We start from the raw sequence: 17977 nt of genomic DNA, 5'->3' as shown, positions 1-17977 counted from the left end.
CTCACAGTATCTCCTTCCTCAGTCCAATCCAGTTGACTTCCCCAAACTCCTCTCCGGCGAGGGCCTTCCTGCTTATCTCAAGAACCTCGTCGAGGTTCCCGAAGGTAACGTCCCTGCCACCGAGACCGAGGATGAAGTCAACGAGTATCGGCTTGTCCTCCACGTTCACCAAAGTCCTGCTGAAGTCCTGGAAGAGTGCTCCGCCGACGCTGAAGGTGATGTTCTTCTCAAGGAGCGCTATGACCTTGGCCTTCTTTGCCAGCTCTCTGACCTCCTCGGTCGGGAACGGCCTGTAGACGGTGAGCTTGGCTGCACCGGCCTTTATTCCCTTCTCCCTGAGGTGGTCAACGTAGTCCTTGACGGTTCCGGCGAGGGAACCCATGGTGACGAAGATTATCTCGGCGTCGTCGGTGCGGTACTCCTCGATCTTCTGGTACTTTCTACCAAAGCGCTTCTCGAACTCCGCGAAGACCTCGTCGATGACCTTCTTGGCGTTCTCGTTGGCCTCCCAGACGGTATAGCGGGTCTCCATATAATGGGCCGGGAACGCTAAAGTGCCCTGGGTTATTGGTTTAGTCGGGTCGAGGTAGGCGTACTTCGGCTCGTACTCACCGAGGAACTCGTCAACGAGCTCCTGGTCGGGTATCTCCACCGGCTCAACCGTGTGGGTGAGGATGAACGCGTCGAAGCCGACCATGGCCGGGAGGAGAACCCTCTCGTCCTCGGCAACTTTGAAGGCGGCTATAATGAGGTCAAGGGCTTCCTGGTTGTTCTCGGCGTAGAACTGCATCCAGCCTGTGTCGCGCTCGCTTATGCTGTCCTGCCAGTCGTTCCAGATGTTGATGGGAGCACTGAGCGAGCGGTTTCCAACGGCTATGACTATCGGGAGCCTCATGCCGGCAGCGATGAAGAGAACCTCGTGCATCAGGGCGAGACCCTGGGAAGCGGTCGCGGTGAAGGTTCTGACGCCAGCGGCGGAGGCACCAACGCAGGCAGAAATAGCGGAGTGCTCGCTCTCGACTTTGATGAACTCTGCATCGAGTTCCCCGTTGGCGACAAACTCGCTTATCTTCTCGGGGACGAGAGTCGATGGAGTAATCGGGAACGCGGCTATAACCTTGGGCTTGGCCAGCTTTGCCGCCCAGGCGGCCGCTTCGTTAGCCTTCATAACGGTTCTAATCGGCATTTTCATCACCTCACTTGCTCTCCCTAACCATTATTATGGCATCGGTCGGGCACTCGTTAGCGCAGATGCCACAACCCTTACAGTAATCGTAGTCGAAGACCGGGAAGTTCTCCTCGTCAAGGTAGATGGCCGGCTCGGGGCAGTAGATATAACAGAGGTAGCAGCGGACGCACTTGTCACGGTTGAACTCGGGCATGAAAACACGCCAGGAACCGGTCTTGTTTATCACACTGCTGCCCGGAATGGTGGCTATCGCTCCGGGTGTCATCTTTTCGCTATACTCCTTCCCAACCCTCTCTATGTCGGCCTTAAACGGACTCTCAGCCATGTTTATCACCTCAGGCAAATTATCAAATCGAAACTTAAATTTTGGGGTAAGATAAAAAGCTCAGCCGAAGACCTCGGCAAGCTTCTGGAGCCTCTCCCACTCGTGGTTGACCCACTCCTGGAGGATCTGAATGTCCTCCTTTGTCATGTACTTAAAGCGGCCCTGGTACTTGAGGAACTCCTCTATAGGCTTCGGCTCCTTCTTCGTTGAGGGCATGTTGATCTTGTATTTTCCGTTTTCGTACTCAAAGAGCGGGAAGTAGGCGGTCTGGACGGCAAGCCTCGCTATCTCGATGCTCTTGTCCGTTGGTGAGCGCCAGCCGGTCGGGCAGGGCGCGAAGAGCTGTATGAAGCTCGGGCCCGGAGTATTTTGGGCCTTCTTAAGCTTCCTTATGAAGTCCTCAGGGTAGGCGTCGCTCGCGGTTGCGGCGTAGGGGATCTCATGGGCTATAACGATGTCAATGACCTTCTTCTTGTGCCTCTTCTCAAGGAAGTGCTTCTTTCCACCGGGAGTGTTGGTGGTCCAAGCACCATATGGTGTTGAACCGCTCCTCTGGATTCCGGTGTTCATGTAGGCCTCGTTGTCGTACATTATGTAAACCGCGTCGTGGCCCCTCTCAAGGAAGCCGGAGAGAGCCTGAAGACCTATGTCAGCAGTTCCTCCGTCGCCAGCCCATCCGACGACCATAACGCCGTCCTCACCCTTGACCTTGTAACCTAGGGCCTTGAGTGCGGCCTCGATGCCGCTTATCACCGCTCCTGTGGTCTCAAAGGCCGTGTGGAACAGATTGGCGTCGAGGGTTGAGTAGGGCCAGGCGCCTGCTATGATGGTTGAGCAGCACGCGGGGATGGTAACTATAGTCTTCTTTCCGTAGGCCTTGAGGACGTAGCGGAGTCCGAGCGATGCACCACAACCCTGGCAGGCCGTGTGGCCGGCGTAGAAGTGCTCTTCAGCCGGAAGGGTAAGCCTTTTCTTAACGCTCTCGGGAATCTCCATCTTTCTCACCTCTTAAGGTGGTACCAATCCACCTCTCTATCAAGCTCGCCTTTTTCGATGAGCCTCTTCATGTCTTCCGCTATCGCCTTAACGTCCGGAACCGTGAAGTCCCTGCCTCCAAGGCCGACGATATAGTCCTTAATCAGCGGCTCCGCGCCGGTTCCATAGAGTGCTCCCTTCGCCTCATTGAAGAGTATGCCCTCCTGGCCGAAGGAGAAGTTCCTGTCGAGGACGGCTATGCCCTTGACGCTCTCCGCTATCTCCTTGAGTTCTTCCTTGGGGAACGGGCGGAACCATCTCACCTTCGCGTAGCCGACCTTGTAGCCCTCGCTCCTGAGGATGTCAACCGCCTGCTTGACGGTTCCCATGAGCGAACCCATGCCCATGAAGACGAAATCGGCATCGTCGACATGGTCGGTCTCTATCATGCTGCTGTAGTCCCTTCCAAAGCGCTCACCGAACTCCCTTCCAACCTTCTTGATGACCTCCTTTGCCTCCTCGTGGGCCTTGGCCAGCTTGTAGCGGAACTCATAGTAATCGTTCGGAGTCGCAAGTGCTCCAACCGAAATCGGGTTGTCGAAGTCGGTGAGGGTGTATAGCGGCTTCCTCGGCGGAAGGAACTCATCGACAAGCTCCTGGGGAATCATCTCAACTACATCGTAGGTGTGGCTCAGGATGAAGGCACTCTCAACGACCATTATCGGAACGTTGACCTGTTCGGCTACCTTGTAGGACATGAGAACGCCGTCGTAAACCTCTTGGTTGTTCTCAGCGTAGAACTGCATCCAGCCTGTATCACGCTGAGCAAGTGAATCGGTCTGGTCGTCCCAGACGCTCCACGGGGGAGCCATGGCTCTGTTAACGTCGACCATGACTATCGGTAACCTCGAGCCGCTCGCCCAGTGAAGCATCTCGTGCATCAAAGCTAATCCCTGGGCGGCCGTAGCGGTAAAGGCCCTTGCACCCGTGGCGGAAGCACCGATGGTTGCCGCCATGGCCGAGTGCTCGCTCTCGACCGGGACGTACTGGATATCAGCCTCACCGTTGGCTATGAACTCTGCTATCTTCTCAATGATGCTAGTCTGAGGTGTGATTGGATAAGCGGCGACAACCTGGACACGGGCGTGCTTCACGGCGTAAGCAGCCGCGTAGTTCCCGCTCACAACCTTCCTAATGGGTTTGTAATCCATAACCAACACCTCACTTCTCCTCTTTCTCCATCGTTATCGCCTTGGTCGGGCACTCGTTAGCGCAGATGCCACAACCCTTACAGTAATCGTAGTCGACCGCGACGTAGCCGTCATCCCTTATGTATATTGCCGGCTCCGGGCAGAACTTCCAGCAGATGTAGCACTTGACGCACTTGTCATCGTCTATGACCGGGATGAAGGTTCTCCAGTCGCCAGTGAAGTTGCTGAGCGTGGTACCTATGCTTACCGGGGCCTCTGGGTACTCGTCCGCCTTTGTGAGGACGATTTTGGTGGCCCCTTCTTTTTTTTCACCAAACAACGTGTTCAACTCTATCACCACCCGCTGGGAATTTTAAGGAAGTAAGTGAAAGAAGATTACAGCCCGTAGATAACGGTCTTCTCAAAGGACTCCTCAGCGGCCTTGGCGTTCTTCTCACCAAGCGTCCCAGAGAAGGTCTCCTTAATGGCCTCCTGGATGTAGGGGAGGTCGACGATTCCAGTGGCCTTGGCAACGGCACCGAGGATTGCGGTGTTGGTGATCGGAAGACCGAGGACTTCGAGGGCTATCGTAGTAGCATCAACGAGGGCCAGCTTGGCCGGTTTCTTCTTGAGCTTTTCAAGCACTTCTTCCTTGCTCTTCTCGGTGTTGACAATGACTATGCCGTTCTCCTTGAGACCCGCGGTCACATCGACGGTGTCAAGAAGGCTTGGGTCGAGGACAACGACAATGTCAGGCTCGTATATCTGGGTCTTTATCCTGATCGGCTTCTCGTCAATCCTGGTGAAAGCCGTAACCGGCGCTCCACGCCTTTCAACGCCAAAGAAGGGGAATGCTTGGACGTACTTGCCTCCCTTGAAGGCTGCAGAGGCCAATATGTTGGCAGCCGTAACTGCACCCTGTCCACCTCTACCGTGAAAACGAATCTCAATCATCTTTCATGCCTCCCAAGTTTGTCAAACTTAAATCACCAAAAACATTTATTTAAGTTTCGGTATTGGCTTAAGCTCCCCTCGACAGGTGTTTTTGGGTAAGGATGAACGCTCTCATCCTTTAATGGTGGAAAAAGCTCACAGCTTCCCGAAAAAACTTCGCCCACTAATATGTTAAACGCCTGCTAGGAGACAGCCATGTTGATCGCGACATCCCTAATGACCATCTCCACCCATCTCACCATCCCCACGGGGCAGGCTTAGGCGCCTCACTCCAACCCCCATCCGCGTCAGTTCTTTTATCATGCCCGTCTGAGGGTAGGCCCTTATCCGGGTTTCCTCGCCGTACTGGGCATCAAGGACTTCTCCGATGGAACGGACGAGTGAGAGGACGCGCGGGACATCCTGAGGAGACTTAACGATAACCTCAAAGGCCCCGTACTTTGGGAGGGATAGAACCGCGGATTCAAGGACATTGTAAAGCTCGTCCAGCCGGTTGAGTTTGGCGGAGATTGAAACGACCCGGGGGGTAAGCCCCCGCTCTTCAGCAAGTTCGCGGATTCTCCTCACCTTCTCTTCAGAGTCTTCAGGCAATGTAAGGTCGACCTTGTTAAGCGCAATAACCATCTGCCTGTCAAGGGTTTTAAGCTCACGGAGAACCTCAAGCGACGCCAGAAACTTCCTCCTCACCTCACTCCAAGGTTCGCTGGAGTCCAGAACGAGGATGATTACGTCGGCCTTAACTATCTCCTCTAAGGTGGAGTGGAAGGCGTCGACTATGAACGGGGGAAGGCCGTCGATGAAGCCGACCGTATCTGTGACGAGAACCCTCTTCCCGGAGAGCTTAAAGCGTCTTGTGGTAGTGTCGAGCGTTGTGAACATCTGGTTCCTTGCCTCGACGTTCTCTCCGGCGAGGGCGTTGAGAAGAGTAGACTTGCCGGCGTTCGTGTAGCCAGCGAGGGCAACGAGAACAAACCCAACCTCCTCCCTCCGCTTTCTCCTCACCTCACGCTCCGCCTTTACCCTCTCAAGCTCCTTCCGTATCTTGCCCATCCTGTAGCGGATGTGCTTGAGGTACTGTCTCGTCTGGTACTCACCCATCCCCTTGAAGCCGGCCCTGTCGCCGAGTTTTGCCCGCCTTATCGCTTCCCTGACGAGCGGAACCTCATACTGGAGGGATGCCAGCTCCACCTGGAGCTTGGCCTCCCTAGAGTGGGCGCGCCTCTCGAATATCTCGAGGACAAGCTGCCAGCGGTCAATAACCTCAACCTTAAGTTCCCTCCATAAGTTGTAGGCTTGGCCAGGGTGAGCCTGTTGGCAAAGACGACCCTGTCTGGCTTCAACTCCCCCACAAGGGATTTCAGCTCCTCAAGCTTTCCCCTCCCGATGTTGTATCTAGGGTGCTCCTCACGGTTTTGTTCGAGTATCTCCACTACCTCATAGCCTGCACTTCTCAGGAGTTCCTCAAACTCCTCCCGCGAAGTGCGCTCCCTACGGGACTTCCGTATTACCCCAACGACCCTCATGCGGCGGGAGTTCTCGGCGCGCTTAATAAACTTACGCCCGTGTTCCAGTTCGGCCAGAAAACACATCCGGAGGTTACAGTCCGGAATCCCCTCCCCGGGGAAACCTTAAATCATCCTCCGCCCTAGGTAATGAAACGGTGGGAGCATGATAGACTACCTCTCAATTCTCCTGATAAAGGGAGGCGAACTCATAGTGGACAGGGAGGGCCTGAGGAAGGATATCTTAAAGTGGCACCTCAAGGAGGTAAGAAATCTGGCAGAGGAGCACGAGAGTGCATTCAAAGCCCTGGTTGATCTCCTCTCCGACGAAAACCCTCACGTCCGGGCCAACGTCCTTACTATAATCGGGGACATGATAGCGGATGGCAATCTCCAAGGAGAGCTGCTTTCGCCCGTTCTAGACAGGGTGATCGAGCTACTGAATGACAGGGACGAAAAGGTGACCCTCAAGGCCATCGAGGTGCTGAACCTCCTCCTCGAGAAAGGGAAACTGAGCGACGTCGACTACGATAAGGTTACGGAGGCACTTATGGGAGTTGTGAAGTCCGGGATACCGATCTTGGGAGAGTACGCAGCAGAGGGGCTTGGAAACATCGGCGTGAATGTTGCGAGGCTAGCATACAAGATAGTTAACTGGCTGTTCTCCATTATAGGCTCAAGCGGCAAGAGGGAGGTACATGGGGCGGCGATAACAGCTTTGACAGAGATAGCGAGCAAAACCGACGACCCCAAACTCCTCAATGAGGTCTTCGACAGGGTGGCCGATCTGCTGAGCCACCCAGACCCATACGTTGTTGAGAGGGCGCTTATTTCAATAGATAGGCTCTCAACGAGGGATAAATATATTTCCACCAAGAACAAGCTCAAGGTCATCGCAAAGATAAAGGAGCTCAAGAGCGACGTCAAACTCGGCCTAAAGGCAGGCACTGTGCTTGAGAAACTCGAGAAGTCGGCAAGCATTGGAAGCGTCATCCAGAGCGAGGGGGAACTTAAGAAAACTATGGAGGTAACGAAGTACGGCGCCGAGGACGTTGACAGGCTCTTAGATGCCGGAAAAACGGAGGTCGTTGCAGAACTTGCGAAGCTCGACCCCGAGGTCATGGAGAGGATACTGAACATGCTGGAGGATCCGGACTACACGCGCAGGATGGACGCCCTCTGGGTCATCTCAAGGATAACCGAACACTTGACCCCAACGGACGCCTACAGGATTCTACCAACCTTGGGGGATTTCCTGAAGAGCAAAAACCTCTGGGCAAGGGAAACAGCTGCGAAAACCATGGCGGACATCTACAACCTCTATCCTGGAACCGCGAAGTTTTTCTCCTCGCTGATAGACGTCCTGCTGAAGTCAAACAATCCCACTGATATTGAAGGCGGGCTTGAGATGATTACTAGGCTGTCCGAGAAGGTAGGTGGAGACGAGTTCGAGAGATCGGCGATGGGGATAATCTTTAAGCTTCTCGACCGCGACGACTCGAGATCCGTTGTCCTGAGGTTCCTGGCTAGGAAAGCACAGAGGCTCGTTGACATGGACAAGGAGGTGCTATTCGACCTCGTTGACAAGCTTAAAAGCCTCTATGGGAAGAACAACGGCAGGAATGACGAGATAATAGCGTCTCTGATAGACGTCATAGGGGACGTCATCAGGCTCCGCCAGAGGGGAATTGTGGTCTAAGGGGGTTAAGGGAAGGTTTGAAACCTTATGTTTTGAAAATCCTTTAATTCCCTACCCCTCAACATTCTACGGTGGTGTTATGGGAGAAGAAGACGTGATGGTGAAGCTCGAGGAGATTGAGGCCCTTTTAGATAAGCTCGGCAAGGAGCACCCGAAGGAAATATCGGCTTTCTCACGCTTTCTGAGGGAGACCCTCGACAACAAGGCCCTAACAACGAGAGAGAAGGAGCTTATAGCACTTGCCCTGGGAATCTCGGCGGGCTGTGAGTGGTGCATATACCTCCACACCAGGAAGGCCCTTGAGGCCGGGGCGAAGCCGGAAGAACTTATGGAAGCTGGACTGGTGGCAGTTCTTATGGCCGGTGGACCGGCCCTGATGCACCTCATCCCACTGACGAAGGCGATAGAAGCATTTAAGGAGGGGAGATAATTCACTCCCCAGTGAGCTTCAATATGGCCTCCGCCAGGTCACCCTCAGCCCCGACGAGGGCCTTCCTGGCGGTTTCCTCATCCACCCCCGCCTGTTCCATGACGAGCTTAACGTCCTCCTCTGAGACCTTCACCCTCGGTCTAACCTCTTCACTTCCTGGAACTATCTGGTAGCTCTTCTCTCCCTGGGCTGAGATCACCGTGACGGCAGGCTCTTTCAAAACTATCTCCCTGTTCTCAAGCCTGATCACTACCTCCTCAACGCCATCAAGCTCGTCCATCTTGATGCCCATCTGCCTCATGAGCTTCTTCATCTGCCTCGGGTTCATACCCATCATCTTTATCACCGGGTGAAATTGGGGGAGGATTTTAAAAAGGTTGGGAGACCTCCTTCAGCAGCATTGAGGTGCTCGGGGATACCTCCTATCACCCTAGTAATCGCCACATTGCAGGCTCAACGCCCATCCGGATATCAGTCCAACCCAAAGGAAACTTCATCCTCTCGCAGAGACAAAGTTTAAAACCTTTGAGGATAACCTGAGGGGGTGAGAGAATGTCCGTTCCTCAATCGGGGTCAACTCTTTTCCAGTTGGTGGAACTGATTGGAAGTCTGTTAATAATGGGAATAGTCTTTTACTTCATCCTTGGCTATATCGAGCGCTCCGTCGAGAAAAAGGAGAAGGAGATAAATGAAGAGCTTAAAGAAGAGGAGGAAACTGGAGACGTTTACTGATAGAGTGGATGCAAAGAGGATGCTTTAGGAAGAGCCACTCTCCCCCCTCTCCTCCGGGAACTTCGAGGTTTCTTCGTTGGCCTTCATGATGCTCTGCCTGTACTCTTCATACTTCTTCCTAGCCTCTTCTGCTTTATCAGCCTCGCCGAGGTATTCATATGCCTCGGCCACGTGCTTCCACCACATTGGATCCTCCTCAGCCTCCTTCAGGCAGTACTCGAGGAACTTCCCGTAGGCTTCCCTAGCCAACTCTTCCATGCCGAGCTTTCTCGCTATGTTGCCGACGTCCTCGTAGAAGACGCCCTCCTCTTCTGCTTCTCCCTGGTAGTATTCAAGGGCCTTCCCCCAGGCTTCCCTTGCCTTTCCTTCATTTCCAAGCTCTTCGTAGAGCTTTGCAACGTCCTCCCAGAACCAGGGTTCTTCCTCCGCGTACTTTTCAAGGGCTTGGGCGGCCCTCTCCATATTTCCGGCTTTCTTCCAGTACTCATGGGCCTCCTTAAGGTAGTAAGTGTCCTTCTCCTTTTCATAGAGTTCCTCGTAGATTTCAGCGGCTTTCTCGTACTTTCCGGCCTTTTCGTAGGCCCAGGCGGCGCTCTCCATCCAGCCGAGTTTCTCGTACATCCCCGCGGCCTTTAGATAATCTCCGGCCTTCTCGTACTTTCTCGCGGCCTGCTTGTACTTGCCGGCCTTTTCAAGGCTCTCGGCGCTCTTGAAGCGGTCCGCCAGCCCGAGGTCAGGTTCGCTGATATACCAGACCCCAAAGGCAAAGGCCGCGACGAAAAAGACTATTACCGCCCCGACGATCCAGAGGTCGCGCCATACTATGCTCAGGTAGGTTGCATAGCCGCTTATAGTCGTTAAAATAGCCAGAATCGTCCCATACTTCCAGCTCTCCGCGTAGAGGGTTAACCCCATGAAGAAGAGCAATATCAGAGTGAAGGCAAGGAAGCCGAGGACGAGTACAACCTGTAGTAACAATCTCCAGCCGCCGTACCAGACGATACCAGCCGCTATCGCGAGAACTATAAGCAGGAAACCTATAACGTATGCTTTTAGCCTGTCCATCCTTCCACCCCCTCTATTCTCAGCAGGAAGATTTTCTCGTCGAGCCTTGGTGTGTAGTGACCTACCCCGTCGCGAGCAACGACCCTGTGACAGGGAACAACTATTGGGTAGGGATTGCGCTTCATCGCCCCACCGATGGCCCTCGGTGAAGTGTTCAGCGCCTTTGCGAGGCTACCATAGGTTATAACACTCCCTTTTTTAACGTTTTTCGTGAGCCATTCGTAAACGCGCCTCTCAAAGGATGTGACACCCTCAAAAGACAGCATGGGAAGGAGGTCGACGTTCTCAACCTCTCCGAGGATGACGTCCCTTACAACGGAGGGATAATCCGAGTTTTTCCTATCTAAATCGACCTTTACACCCCTTTTTCCTAGAAATCCTATTAGGCGCTCGATGTTCTTCTCGAATTGCCTCCTGTCGAGTGAGAAGGTTATCCCCTGGATTCTCTCCCCCCATACCACGGCGATCCAGATCTTCTCGCCGGCTATCTCAAAAGCATCAACGCTCAGCATTTCATCATCCCCTAACCGGAAACCTCAGGTTCAACAGGCACGACCCCAAGCATCGGTAGGCATTTAAAAGCCGGACTTTAAACCCTTGTGGTGAGCGCATGTACGAGGTTGCCTATCTGCCCCTTACCCTTGCAGGAATAAAGAGGAAGGCGAGACCGTTCTCAGCCGGGGCACTGCTGGCATTCTCGCTCCCTTATCCGCTCCCGGATATGTGGAGATACGCGCTTCTCCTCACGGCTGGAGCAATCTTCGCCCTTGGTTGGCCCTTTGAGAGGCAGCCCGTCAAGGGATGGGAGCGGTGTCTAAACGCGATTCTCGGCGTGGCTGGACTTGCGATCGCAACCACCGCGGGCGAAGGGGGTTACACCATTTACCTGCTCGGCGTGGCGGGTATCTCCCTCTTCTCGGGCAACCGAGTCGTATCGTCCTTTGGAATGCTCCCGGTATCTGCGGTCTTCCTCCTGTCCGGAACCGGATGGAAGTGGACTTCTCTCTTTGTACTGGTTTACGTCTACGCGCTTCACCACCTTAGAAAGCTCCTGAGGTGAGAGGATGAGGATTTACGTGCTCGGTGCTGGGAGTATAGGGTCTCTATTTGGTGCACTTCTTGCAAGGGCCGGAAACGACGTCACCCTTATAGGGAGAGAAGAGCAGGTTAAAACGGTCAACGAGAACGGCCTTGAGGTCTTTGGAATCGATGAGTTCACCGTCTATCCAAAGGCTACCATTTATGCCCCGGATGAACCGCCTGAGCTCCTACTGCTCTCTACTAAGTCATACTCCACCAAAACTGCCCTCCAATGTGCGGGGGGATGCATAGGGCCAGAAACGTGGGTTCTCAGCATACAGAACGGCCTCGGGAACGAGGAACTTGCCCTGAAGAGGACGGAGAGGGTGATAGGTGGGGTGACGACGAACGGCGCCATGCTCGTTGAGTGGGGCCGCGTGGAGTGGACGGGGAGAGGGGTAACAGTTATCGGAAAGTATCCAAAGGGAAGGGCGGACTTCGTGGAAGAAGTTGCGAATGTCTTTAGCAAAGCCGGAATTGAAACCAGAGTAAGCGAGAACATCATCGGCTGGAAGTGGGCTAAAGCCATAGTCAACTCCGTCATCAACGGCCTCGGAACAGTTCTGGGCGTTAAAAATGGAGTTCTAATGAAGGATCCAAACCTTGAGGGGATATCCGTAGATATCGCCAAGGAGGGCTGTCTCGTTGCCCAACAACTTGGTATAGAGTTCGAGATTCACCCGCTTGAACTGCTGTGGGATACCATAGACAGGACTAAGGACAACTACAATTCAACCCTTCAGGACATAATGCGAGGGAAGAGAACTGAAGTGGACTACATCCATGGAAAGATCGTCGAGTACGCCCAATCGGTCGGTTTAGAGGCACCGAGGAACGAGCTTCTCTGGGTACTGATAAAGGCGAGGGAAAACCTAAATAAGTTAGACAAATAAGGGATAGTGGAGGGGTCAAGATGGCTATCTTCGGCGGCAAGGAGAGCAACGTTTTTGACACCATTGAGGAGCACCTCAAGGCTGTAGATGAAACCCTTGAGGCGTTTAGGGGACTAGTTTCTGCTTATCTAGAAGGAAACCTGGAGGAAGCCAAAGAGCTTGAGGAGAAGGTAAGTGAGCTGGAGAGCGTAGCGGATAAGCTCAGAAGGGGTATAGAGACGATGCTCTACGAGGGGGCTTTCCTCCCTACCAACAGGGGTGATTACGTCCACCTGAGCGAGCAGATAGACCAGGTGGCGGACGCGGCTGAGAGTGCCGCCCACACACTCATACTCGCCAAACCCAAGGTCCCGGCCGAGCTGAAGAACGAGATAATGGAACTCGTCGATTCAGCCGTGGGGACGTACGAGCTGCTCATGGATGCGGTCAGAGCTCTCACCTCGGACGTGGATAAGGCCATAGAAATGTCAAAGGCAGTAGAAGATGCAGAGGAAAGCGCAGATAAGGTTGAATACGAAGTGAAGGGTAAAGTTTATGAGAGTGAGACCATCAGCACGTATGCCAAGATAATCTGGAATCAGGTCTTGACCAAAATCGGAGACATAGCTGACAGAGCTGAAGACGCCTCCGACCAGGTCATGCTGATGGCAATAAAAAGAAGGGGATGAGGTGATAGCATGGTGAAGGTCCTCGTTGCGGCCCCGATCCACGAGAAGGCCATAGGAGTTTTGAAGGAAGCTGGTTTTGAGGTTGTTTACGAAGAGTATCCAGATGAGGAAAGGCTTATTGAGCTTGTGAAGGACGTTGAGGCAATAATTGTAAGAAGCAAGCCAAAGGTCAGCAGGAGGGTAATCGAGGCGGCACCGAAGCTCAGGGTTATCGGTAGGGCCGGCGTTGGCCTTGACACCATAGACCTCGATGCAGCTAGGGAAAGGGGCATAAAAGTCGTCAACAGCCCGGCCGCATCGAGCAGGAGCGTTGCAGAGCTCGCCATAGCCCTGATCTTCAACGTTGCTAGAAAGATGGCCTTCGCCGACAGGAAGATGAGGGAAGGCGTCTGGGCCAAAAAGCAGTGCGAAGGTACAGAGCTTGAAGGGAAAACCCTCGGCGTCGTCGGTTTTGGAAGGATAGGCTACCAGATCGCCAAAATCGCGAAGGCCATCGGCATGAATGTCCTCCTCTATGACCCGTATCCCAACGAGGAGAGGGCGAAAGAAGTCGGTGGAACCTTTGTTTCTCTGGAAGACCTCCTGAAGGAGAGCGACGTCGTTACGCTCCACGTTCCACTAGTAGATGCAACATACCACTTAATAAATGAGGAGAGGCTGAAACTCATGAAGCCAACTGCGATACTAATAAATGCCGCCCGTGGGGCCGTCGTCGACAACGCCGCCCTTGTAAAGGCCCTCCAGGAGGGCTGGATAGCCGGGGCCGGCCTCGACGTCTATGAGGAGGAACCCCTGCCAAAGGACCACCCACTTACCAAGCTCGACAACGTGGTTCTCACCCCGCACATCGGGGCCTCGACCGTTGAGGCCCAGATGAGGGCTGGCGTTCAGGTCGCCGAGCAGATAGTTGAGATTCTGAAGGGATGAGCTTTTTCTTTTCCTCATCTTTCAAGCTTTTACCAGCAGTATTATGGTGTATTTTCTAAGAAAGTTTACTTTTTTCTTTTGAAAGCTTCGCCCTTTAGGGCGGGGATGCAGTAAACCATCCAACAGCCATTAAACGGGAAAGCAAACTATTTTAAAGCCAAAAGACCATACCACACTCTGAAATGAAGCGGGCAGTAACAGTAAAACTCCAGCCAAGCAAAGAACAGAAAAAAGTTCTTTTCGAGTTAGCTGGCATTGGAGCCAAAATCTGGAACCGAGTAAACTACCTCCGCAGGCAAGAATTCTTTGAGGGCAAACCAATAGACCTTAACAAAACCGAGAAAATAATCTATGAAGAATTCAAGAAGGAAATCGGCTCGGCAACAGTCCAGCAAATAGCCAGAAAGAACACTGAAGCTTGGCGGAGCTTCTTCTCTCTCTTAAGGAGTAAGCGGAACGGGGAACTGTCGGAATGGTTCAAACCAAAACTACCAAACTACATCAAGAAAGGAGGTTTAATCATCCTCAGGAACGACCAATACAAAATTGAAGACAACAAACTAATCCTTAAAGGTCTCGGAAAATTCAAACGCCTCGAAATTCAATTCAAGGGTAGAATACACTTCAGAGGCAAACAAGGGCGATTGGAAATCGTTTACGATGATGTTAAACGTAAATGGTATGCCCACATCTCATACACGGTGGAGGAGAAGCTGATTGGAAGCGAGTGGATTAGTATTCCGAGACAACCCCTGGGTAACCTTTCGACTGGAATAGACCTTGGAGTGAACAACTTAATGGCCGTTTACGTGGAAAACGGTGAGAGTTTTCTCGTGAACGGAAGACCCTTGAAAGCCATAGACTTCTACTTTAGGAAGGTTATCGCTGACTATCAGTCAAAACTCAACAAGTCTGGAGCTAAGAGCAGTAGAAAACTCAAAAGAATGCACGAGAAGGCCAAGCTCCAAGCCAAAAATTACATTAACACTACCGTAAGACAAGCCGTTGAAAGGTTTTATCACCTCGGAGTTTCGAGGATTGTCGTTGGTTATCCAAAGGGCATTAGCAGGAACTCCGATAAGGGTAAAAAGCAGAATTTCCTCCTATCCCACGTCTGGCGGTTCAATTACGTTATTAAACGTCTAAAAGAAGTCTCGGAAGAGTATGGTATTAGTGTCGTGGTTGTGGACGAGGCTTTTACTTCGAAAACCTGCCCCGTCTGCGGGAAGCCCCACGAGGAGGCGAGGTTTGTTCGGGGATTGTTTGAGTGTCCCGCAACGGGGCTTATCTTTAACGCGGACTTAGTTGGAGCGTTTAATATCTTAAAGAAGGTGGCAAAAACCATAACCCCGAACTTGGGCGGTCTTTACGCTCAGAGGAGGGGTAACTGGCCTAAGACCGGGCCAGAGGGGTTAAAAACCCGTTTTAGTTTGGGTTTTAATGAAGCCCCTCAAACCTTCCCGAGTTTGGCGAGGGGTTAGGTCGTTGGAACCCTTCGCCTTTCACGGCAGGGAAGAGGTCAGGGTATAGCATAAACTTCTCCAGCTTAGGATCCGGACATGACCTGTTAACAACAGCACTAAGACTCAAAACTCCTCCGCTCTAGAGGTGGCTTTTAAATCCCTACGTCAAACTTTTTAACTTCTCTTCAAATCTTTGACAGGTGTATGCCGATTGCTGGTCGATGTCCTCGTTGATGCCATAAGGCTCGCCGTAACCGCAATCCCTGAGGACACGGTTGAAGCACTCCAAAGGGCCCACGAAGCTGAGGAAAGCGAGATAGCACGCTTTAACCTCCAAAACATCCTCAAGGCCATTGAAATCGGAAGGGAAAGGTCAATACCGGTCTGTCAGGACACGGGGACGCTGACCTTCTTCGTCAGGGCCGGGGTGGATAGCCCCTTCCTTACGGAAATCGAGGGGGCCATCATCGAGGCCGTCAGAAAGGCGACCCCCGAAGTTCCACTCAGGCCTAACTCCGTCGACCCTCTGACCGGCAAAAACTCCGGGGACAACACGGGAAATGGGGTGCCGATAATCCACTGGGAGTTGACGGAAGAGAATAAAATCGAGGTGGCGGTCTTTCCAAAGGGAGGTGGAAGTGAGAACTGCTCCGCACTGGCGATGCTCACCCCTGGGGAAGGCTGGGAAGGGATCAAACGCTTTGTGGTCGAGAAGGTTAAGGCCTGCGGTGGAAAGCCCTGCCCGCCAGTGATACTGGGAGTGGGTGTTGGTGGGGGTGCCGATTATTCCCTGGAACTAGCTAAGAGGGCCCTGCTCAGAAAAGTCGGCGAGAGAAACGCCAATAAGAGGATTGCGAGAATCGAAGAGGAGCTTTTGGAGGTGGTGAACTCCCTCGGGATAGGACCGATGGGCATGGGAGGGGTAACAACTGCCCTCGACGTCAAAATCGAAGTCGCCCACAGGCATCCCGCGAGCTTCCCCGTTGGTTTAATCGTCCAGTGCTGGGCCAACAGAAGGGCCTTTTTGAGGATAAGCCCGGACGGGAGGGTTGACATGTGGCGGTAAGGCTGAGAACTCCCCTGAGCGGGGAAGGGGTGATTAAACTGAAGGCAGGGGATATCGTCCACCTCTCCGGGACGATCTATACTGCTCGCGATTCAGCCCACGGGAAAATTTTAAGCCTTTCGCCGGAAGAGCTGCCCTTCAATCCAAGGGGGACGGTAATCTACCACTGCGGGCCCGTTGTTAGAAAGACCCCTAGAGGATGGGAAGTTGTTTCGGCGGGGCCGACCACCAGCGCGAGAATGAACCGCTACCTCGGCGAGATTCTCCCCCTCGGCATAAGGGGGATAATAGGAAAAGGGGGAATGGATTCGGAGCCCTTCAAAGGCCGGGCAGTTTACTTCGCCTTCACGGGCGGAGCTGGCTCTTTAGCTGCGGAGAGCATAAAAAGGGTTAGAGCCGTTCACTGGCTCGATGAGCTGGGAATCCCTGAGGCAATCTGGGTTCTCGAAGTGGAGGACTTCCCGCTCGTCGTGGCCATAGATGCCCACGGAAGCTCGCTCTACCGGTAACCCTTCCTCCTCTCGTTTATCGGGGCGATGAACCTCAGATAAAACTCCCGCCACTTTCTGACCCTTTCCTCGACTTCGGCACCTTTCACCTTCCTCCGGGCGACACCTTCCCTCATCGCCTCCTCGGCGACCGCTCTGGCAACTGCTAGGTGAACCTCCGGATGGAAGGGTGAGGGGATTATCTCATCCTCGCTCGGCTCTATGACCGAAGCCATTGCCTCCGATGCGACTATTACCATCCCGTCGGTTATCGTCTTTGCCCCAACGTCGAGAGCACCGCGGAATATAGCGGGGAAGCCGAGGAGGTTGTTCACCTGGTTGGGGTAATCACTCCGCCCCGTTGCCACTATCCTCGCCCCTACCTTCTTCGCATCCTCAGGGAGTATCTCGGGGGTGGGGTTTGCCAGCGGGAAGACTATTGCATCGTCGGCCATCCTCTCTATCCAGCCGGGCTTTATGACGCCAGGCCCCGGTTTGGTAAAGGATATAAGGACGTCCGCCCCGTTCAGGGCTTCCTTCGGACCGCCTTCGACCCCTTCCTCGTTCGTTTTTGAGAGCAACTCTCCCCTGTAGGGGAAGAGTTCCCCGAGGGGAAGGTCCGCCGTTAGAACCTTCGGCTCCCCCTTCACGAGCTCTACGACTCTAACGTTTCCGGGCTTCACCCCCGCCTTCGTGAGGAGCCTCAGCGTGGCGAAGCCGGCGGCCCCTGCGCCGAAGAGGACAACTAAAATTTCATCGAGCTGTTTCCCAACGACTTTTAGGGCGTTCATCAGGGCCGCTAAAACCACGCTCGCGGTTCCCTGCTGGTCGTCGTGGAAAACCGGTACCTCAAGCTCCCCCCGGAGCCTTTCAAGGATATAAAAGCACTTGGGTGAGGCTATGTCCTCAAGGTTTATCCCGCCGAAGGAGGGCGAGACGGCTTTTACAACCTCGATGAACCTTTCGGGGTCTTTCTCTGCCAGGACGAGCGGAAAGGCATCAACTCCACCAAAGGCCTTGAAGAGGAGCGCCTTACCCTCCATCACCGGCAGGGCCGCGAGGGGCCCGATGTCTCCGAGACCAAGGACCCTGCTCCCATCGCTTACAACGGCCACGGTGTTGCCCCTGTTCGTGTACTCAAAGACGTCCTCCGGGCTCCCGGTGATCCTCCTGGAAACCTCGGCAACGCCCGGCGTGTAAGCGAGGCTCAGGGTCTCCTTCGTGAGCGGAATTTTAGGGATGACTTCAATCTTCCCGTTGCCGGGGAAGTTGTTCCTGTGAAGGTCAAGCGGGTTCATGTTATCACCGCCATCTATTGCCATTTATAAGTT

Annotated in this window: 20 protein-coding genes and 1 pseudogene; 10 read left to right on the top strand and 11 right to left on the bottom strand. The window is 53.6% G+C overall.

What is annotated here, in order from left to right:
* Position 1 precedes the first annotated feature (1 nt).
* From porA (MV421_RS09080) to hflX, 7 genes and pseudogenes are all read right to left on the bottom strand, one after another.
* On the bottom strand, positions 2-1186 hold the full coding sequence (porA, locus tag MV421_RS09080) for a pyruvate synthase subunit PorA (protein WP_297503955.1): 1185 nt from the start codon (positions 1184-1186) through the stop codon (positions 2-4).
* A 10-nt stretch (positions 1187-1196) separates the two neighbouring features.
* Entirely contained in the window at positions 1197-1514 is a 318-nt protein-coding gene (porD, locus tag MV421_RS09075; protein WP_297416708.1) for a pyruvate synthase subunit PorD, read from the bottom strand.
* A gap of 60 nt (positions 1515-1574) precedes the next feature.
* A complete protein-coding gene (locus MV421_RS09070) occupies positions 1575-2510 on the bottom strand; it encodes a 3-methyl-2-oxobutanoate dehydrogenase subunit beta (RefSeq protein WP_297416710.1) in 936 nt (311 codons plus the stop codon).
* A 5-nt stretch (positions 2511-2515) separates the two neighbouring features.
* Positions 2516-3700 (bottom strand): pyruvate ferredoxin oxidoreductase, encoded by a 1185-nt coding sequence (porA, locus tag MV421_RS09065; protein ID WP_297416778.1) that lies wholly within the window; start codon positions 3698-3700, stop codon positions 2516-2518.
* Positions 3701-3710: 10 nt separating this feature from the next.
* Positions 3711-4028 (bottom strand): 3-methyl-2-oxobutanoate dehydrogenase subunit delta, encoded by a 318-nt coding sequence (locus MV421_RS09060; protein ID WP_297416781.1) that lies wholly within the window; start codon positions 4026-4028, stop codon positions 3711-3713.
* Positions 4029-4075: 47 nt separating this feature from the next.
* Positions 4076-4633, bottom strand: a complete 558-nt coding sequence (locus MV421_RS09055) for a pyruvate/ketoisovalerate ferredoxin oxidoreductase subunit gamma (protein WP_297416712.1) — start codon at positions 4631-4633, stop codon at positions 4076-4078.
* A gap of 213 nt (positions 4634-4846) precedes the next feature.
* A pseudogene (hflX, locus tag MV421_RS09050) lies at positions 4847-6156 on the bottom strand (GTPase HflX).
* A gap of 145 nt (positions 6157-6301) precedes the next feature.
* Between hflX and MV421_RS09045 the strand changes: the two are divergent.
* Together MV421_RS09045 and MV421_RS09040 are read left to right on the top strand one after the other, a co-directional pair.
* Entirely contained in the window at positions 6302-7834 is a 1533-nt protein-coding gene (locus MV421_RS09045) for a hypothetical protein (protein ID WP_297416715.1), read from the top strand.
* Positions 7835-7913: 79 nt separating this feature from the next.
* On the top strand, positions 7914-8264 hold the full coding sequence (locus MV421_RS09040) for a carboxymuconolactone decarboxylase family protein (protein ID WP_297416717.1): 351 nt from the start codon (positions 7914-7916) through the stop codon (positions 8262-8264).
* Position 8265: 1 nt separating this feature from the next.
* Here MV421_RS09040 and MV421_RS09035 read toward each other — a convergent pair whose 3' ends face one another.
* Positions 8266-8601: a nascent polypeptide-associated complex protein gene (locus tag MV421_RS09035; protein WP_297416784.1), complete on the bottom strand. Its 336-nt coding sequence runs from the start codon at positions 8599-8601 to the stop codon at positions 8266-8268.
* 215 nt (positions 8602-8816) lie between these two features.
* Here MV421_RS09035 and MV421_RS09030 point away from each other — a divergent pair, with 215 nt between their 5' ends.
* The gene (locus MV421_RS09030) at positions 8817-8996 is read left to right on the top strand and encodes a hypothetical protein (protein WP_297416719.1); all 180 of its coding nucleotides are present in this window, start codon (positions 8817-8819) and stop codon (positions 8994-8996) included.
* A 24-nt stretch (positions 8997-9020) separates the two neighbouring features.
* Here the strand turns inward: MV421_RS09030 and MV421_RS09025 are convergent, their stop codons facing one another.
* A complete protein-coding gene (locus tag MV421_RS09025) occupies positions 9021-10061 on the bottom strand; it encodes a tetratricopeptide repeat protein (RefSeq protein ID WP_297416721.1) in 1041 nt (346 codons plus the stop codon).
* On the bottom strand, positions 10049-10573 hold the full coding sequence (gene otg / locus MV421_RS09020) for a methylated-DNA--protein-cysteine methyltransferase (protein ID WP_297416723.1): 525 nt from the start codon (positions 10571-10573) through the stop codon (positions 10049-10051). Before otg ends, MV421_RS09025 begins: the two co-directional genes overlap by 13 nt.
* Before the next feature lie 98 nt (positions 10574-10671).
* On the opposite strand from otg, the gene MV421_RS09015 reads away from it, so the two are divergent.
* The 7 genes from MV421_RS09015 (at position 10672) to MV421_RS08985 (ending at position 16667) form a co-directional block, all read left to right on the top strand.
* A complete protein-coding gene (locus tag MV421_RS09015) occupies positions 10672-11121 on the top strand; it encodes a hypothetical protein (protein ID WP_297416724.1) in 450 nt (149 codons plus the stop codon).
* A gap of 4 nt (positions 11122-11125) precedes the next feature.
* On the top strand, positions 11126-12034 hold the full coding sequence (locus MV421_RS09010; RefSeq protein WP_297416726.1) for a 2-dehydropantoate 2-reductase: 909 nt from the start codon (positions 11126-11128) through the stop codon (positions 12032-12034).
* A gap of 20 nt (positions 12035-12054) precedes the next feature.
* The gene (locus MV421_RS09005; protein WP_297416728.1) at positions 12055-12702 is read left to right on the top strand and encodes a TIGR00153 family protein; all 648 of its coding nucleotides are present in this window, start codon (positions 12055-12057) and stop codon (positions 12700-12702) included.
* Positions 12703-12714: 12 nt separating this feature from the next.
* On the top strand, positions 12715-13629 hold the full coding sequence (locus MV421_RS09000; protein ID WP_297503952.1) for a hydroxyacid dehydrogenase: 915 nt from the start codon (positions 12715-12717) through the stop codon (positions 13627-13629).
* 182 nt (positions 13630-13811) lie between these two features.
* The gene (locus MV421_RS08995) at positions 13812-15110 is read left to right on the top strand and encodes a transposase (RefSeq protein WP_297518226.1); all 1299 of its coding nucleotides are present in this window, start codon (positions 13812-13814) and stop codon (positions 15108-15110) included.
* A 196-nt stretch (positions 15111-15306) separates the two neighbouring features.
* Positions 15307-16158, top strand: a complete 852-nt coding sequence (locus MV421_RS08990; protein WP_297418922.1) for a fumarate hydratase — start codon at positions 15307-15309, stop codon at positions 16156-16158.
* On the top strand, positions 16149-16667 hold the full coding sequence (locus MV421_RS08985) for a FumA C-terminus/TtdB family hydratase beta subunit (protein ID WP_297418866.1): 519 nt from the start codon (positions 16149-16151) through the stop codon (positions 16665-16667). Before MV421_RS08990 ends, MV421_RS08985 begins: the two co-directional genes overlap by 10 nt.
* On the opposite strand, the gene MV421_RS08980 is transcribed toward MV421_RS08985, so the two are convergent.
* The gene (locus MV421_RS08980; RefSeq protein WP_297418869.1) at positions 16658-17944 is read right to left on the bottom strand and encodes an NADP-dependent malic enzyme; all 1287 of its coding nucleotides are present in this window, start codon (positions 17942-17944) and stop codon (positions 16658-16660) included. The genes MV421_RS08985 and MV421_RS08980 overlap by 10 nt on opposite strands.
* Positions 17945-17977: the final 33 nt, after the last annotated feature.

Origin of the sequence: Thermococcus sp., from assembly GCF_027023865.1 — an archaeon.
Classification (GTDB): Archaea; Methanobacteriota_B; Thermococci; order Thermococcales; family Thermococcaceae; genus Thermococcus.
Note: the sequence above shows the minus strand (reverse complement) of the source record. Positions and strands in the feature narration are given on the sequence as shown.

Excerpts from the sequence above, each read along its gene's own strand:
- porA (WP_297503955.1), bottom strand. The coding sequence starts at position 1,186 with ATGCCGATTAGAACCGTTATGAAGGCTAACGAAGCGGCCGCCTGGGCG.
- porD (WP_297416708.1), bottom strand. The coding sequence starts at position 1,514 with ATGGCTGAGAGTCCGTTTAAGGCCGACATAGAGAGGGTTGGGAAGGAG.
- MV421_RS09070 (WP_297416710.1), bottom strand. The coding sequence starts at position 2,510 with ATGGAGATTCCCGAGAGCGTTAAGAAAAGGCTTACCCTTCCGGCTGAA.
- porA (WP_297416778.1), bottom strand. The coding sequence starts at position 3,700 with ATGGATTACAAACCCATTAGGAAGGTTGTGAGCGGGAACTACGCGGCT.
- MV421_RS09055 (WP_297416712.1), bottom strand. The coding sequence starts at position 4,633 with ATGATTGAGATTCGTTTTCACGGTAGAGGTGGACAGGGTGCAGTTACG.
- MV421_RS09045 (WP_297416715.1), top strand. The coding sequence starts at position 6,302 with ATGATAGACTACCTCTCAATTCTCCTGATAAAGGGAGGCGAACTCATA.
- MV421_RS09040 (WP_297416717.1), top strand. The coding sequence starts at position 7,914 with ATGGGAGAAGAAGACGTGATGGTGAAGCTCGAGGAGATTGAGGCCCTT.
- MV421_RS09035 (WP_297416784.1), bottom strand. The coding sequence starts at position 8,601 with ATGATGGGTATGAACCCGAGGCAGATGAAGAAGCTCATGAGGCAGATG.
- MV421_RS09030 (WP_297416719.1), top strand. The coding sequence starts at position 8,817 with ATGTCCGTTCCTCAATCGGGGTCAACTCTTTTCCAGTTGGTGGAACTG.
- MV421_RS09025 (WP_297416721.1), bottom strand. The coding sequence starts at position 10,061 with ATGGACAGGCTAAAAGCATACGTTATAGGTTTCCTGCTTATAGTTCTC.
- otg (WP_297416723.1), bottom strand. The coding sequence starts at position 10,573 with ATGCTGAGCGTTGATGCTTTTGAGATAGCCGGCGAGAAGATCTGGATC.
- MV421_RS09015 (WP_297416724.1), top strand. The coding sequence starts at position 10,672 with ATGTACGAGGTTGCCTATCTGCCCCTTACCCTTGCAGGAATAAAGAGG.
- MV421_RS09010 (WP_297416726.1), top strand. The coding sequence starts at position 11,126 with ATGAGGATTTACGTGCTCGGTGCTGGGAGTATAGGGTCTCTATTTGGT.
- MV421_RS09005 (WP_297416728.1), top strand. The coding sequence starts at position 12,055 with ATGGCTATCTTCGGCGGCAAGGAGAGCAACGTTTTTGACACCATTGAG.
- MV421_RS08995 (WP_297518226.1), top strand. The coding sequence starts at position 13,812 with ATGAAGCGGGCAGTAACAGTAAAACTCCAGCCAAGCAAAGAACAGAAA.
- MV421_RS08980 (WP_297418869.1), bottom strand. The coding sequence starts at position 17,944 with ATGAACCCGCTTGACCTTCACAGGAACAACTTCCCCGGCAACGGGAAG.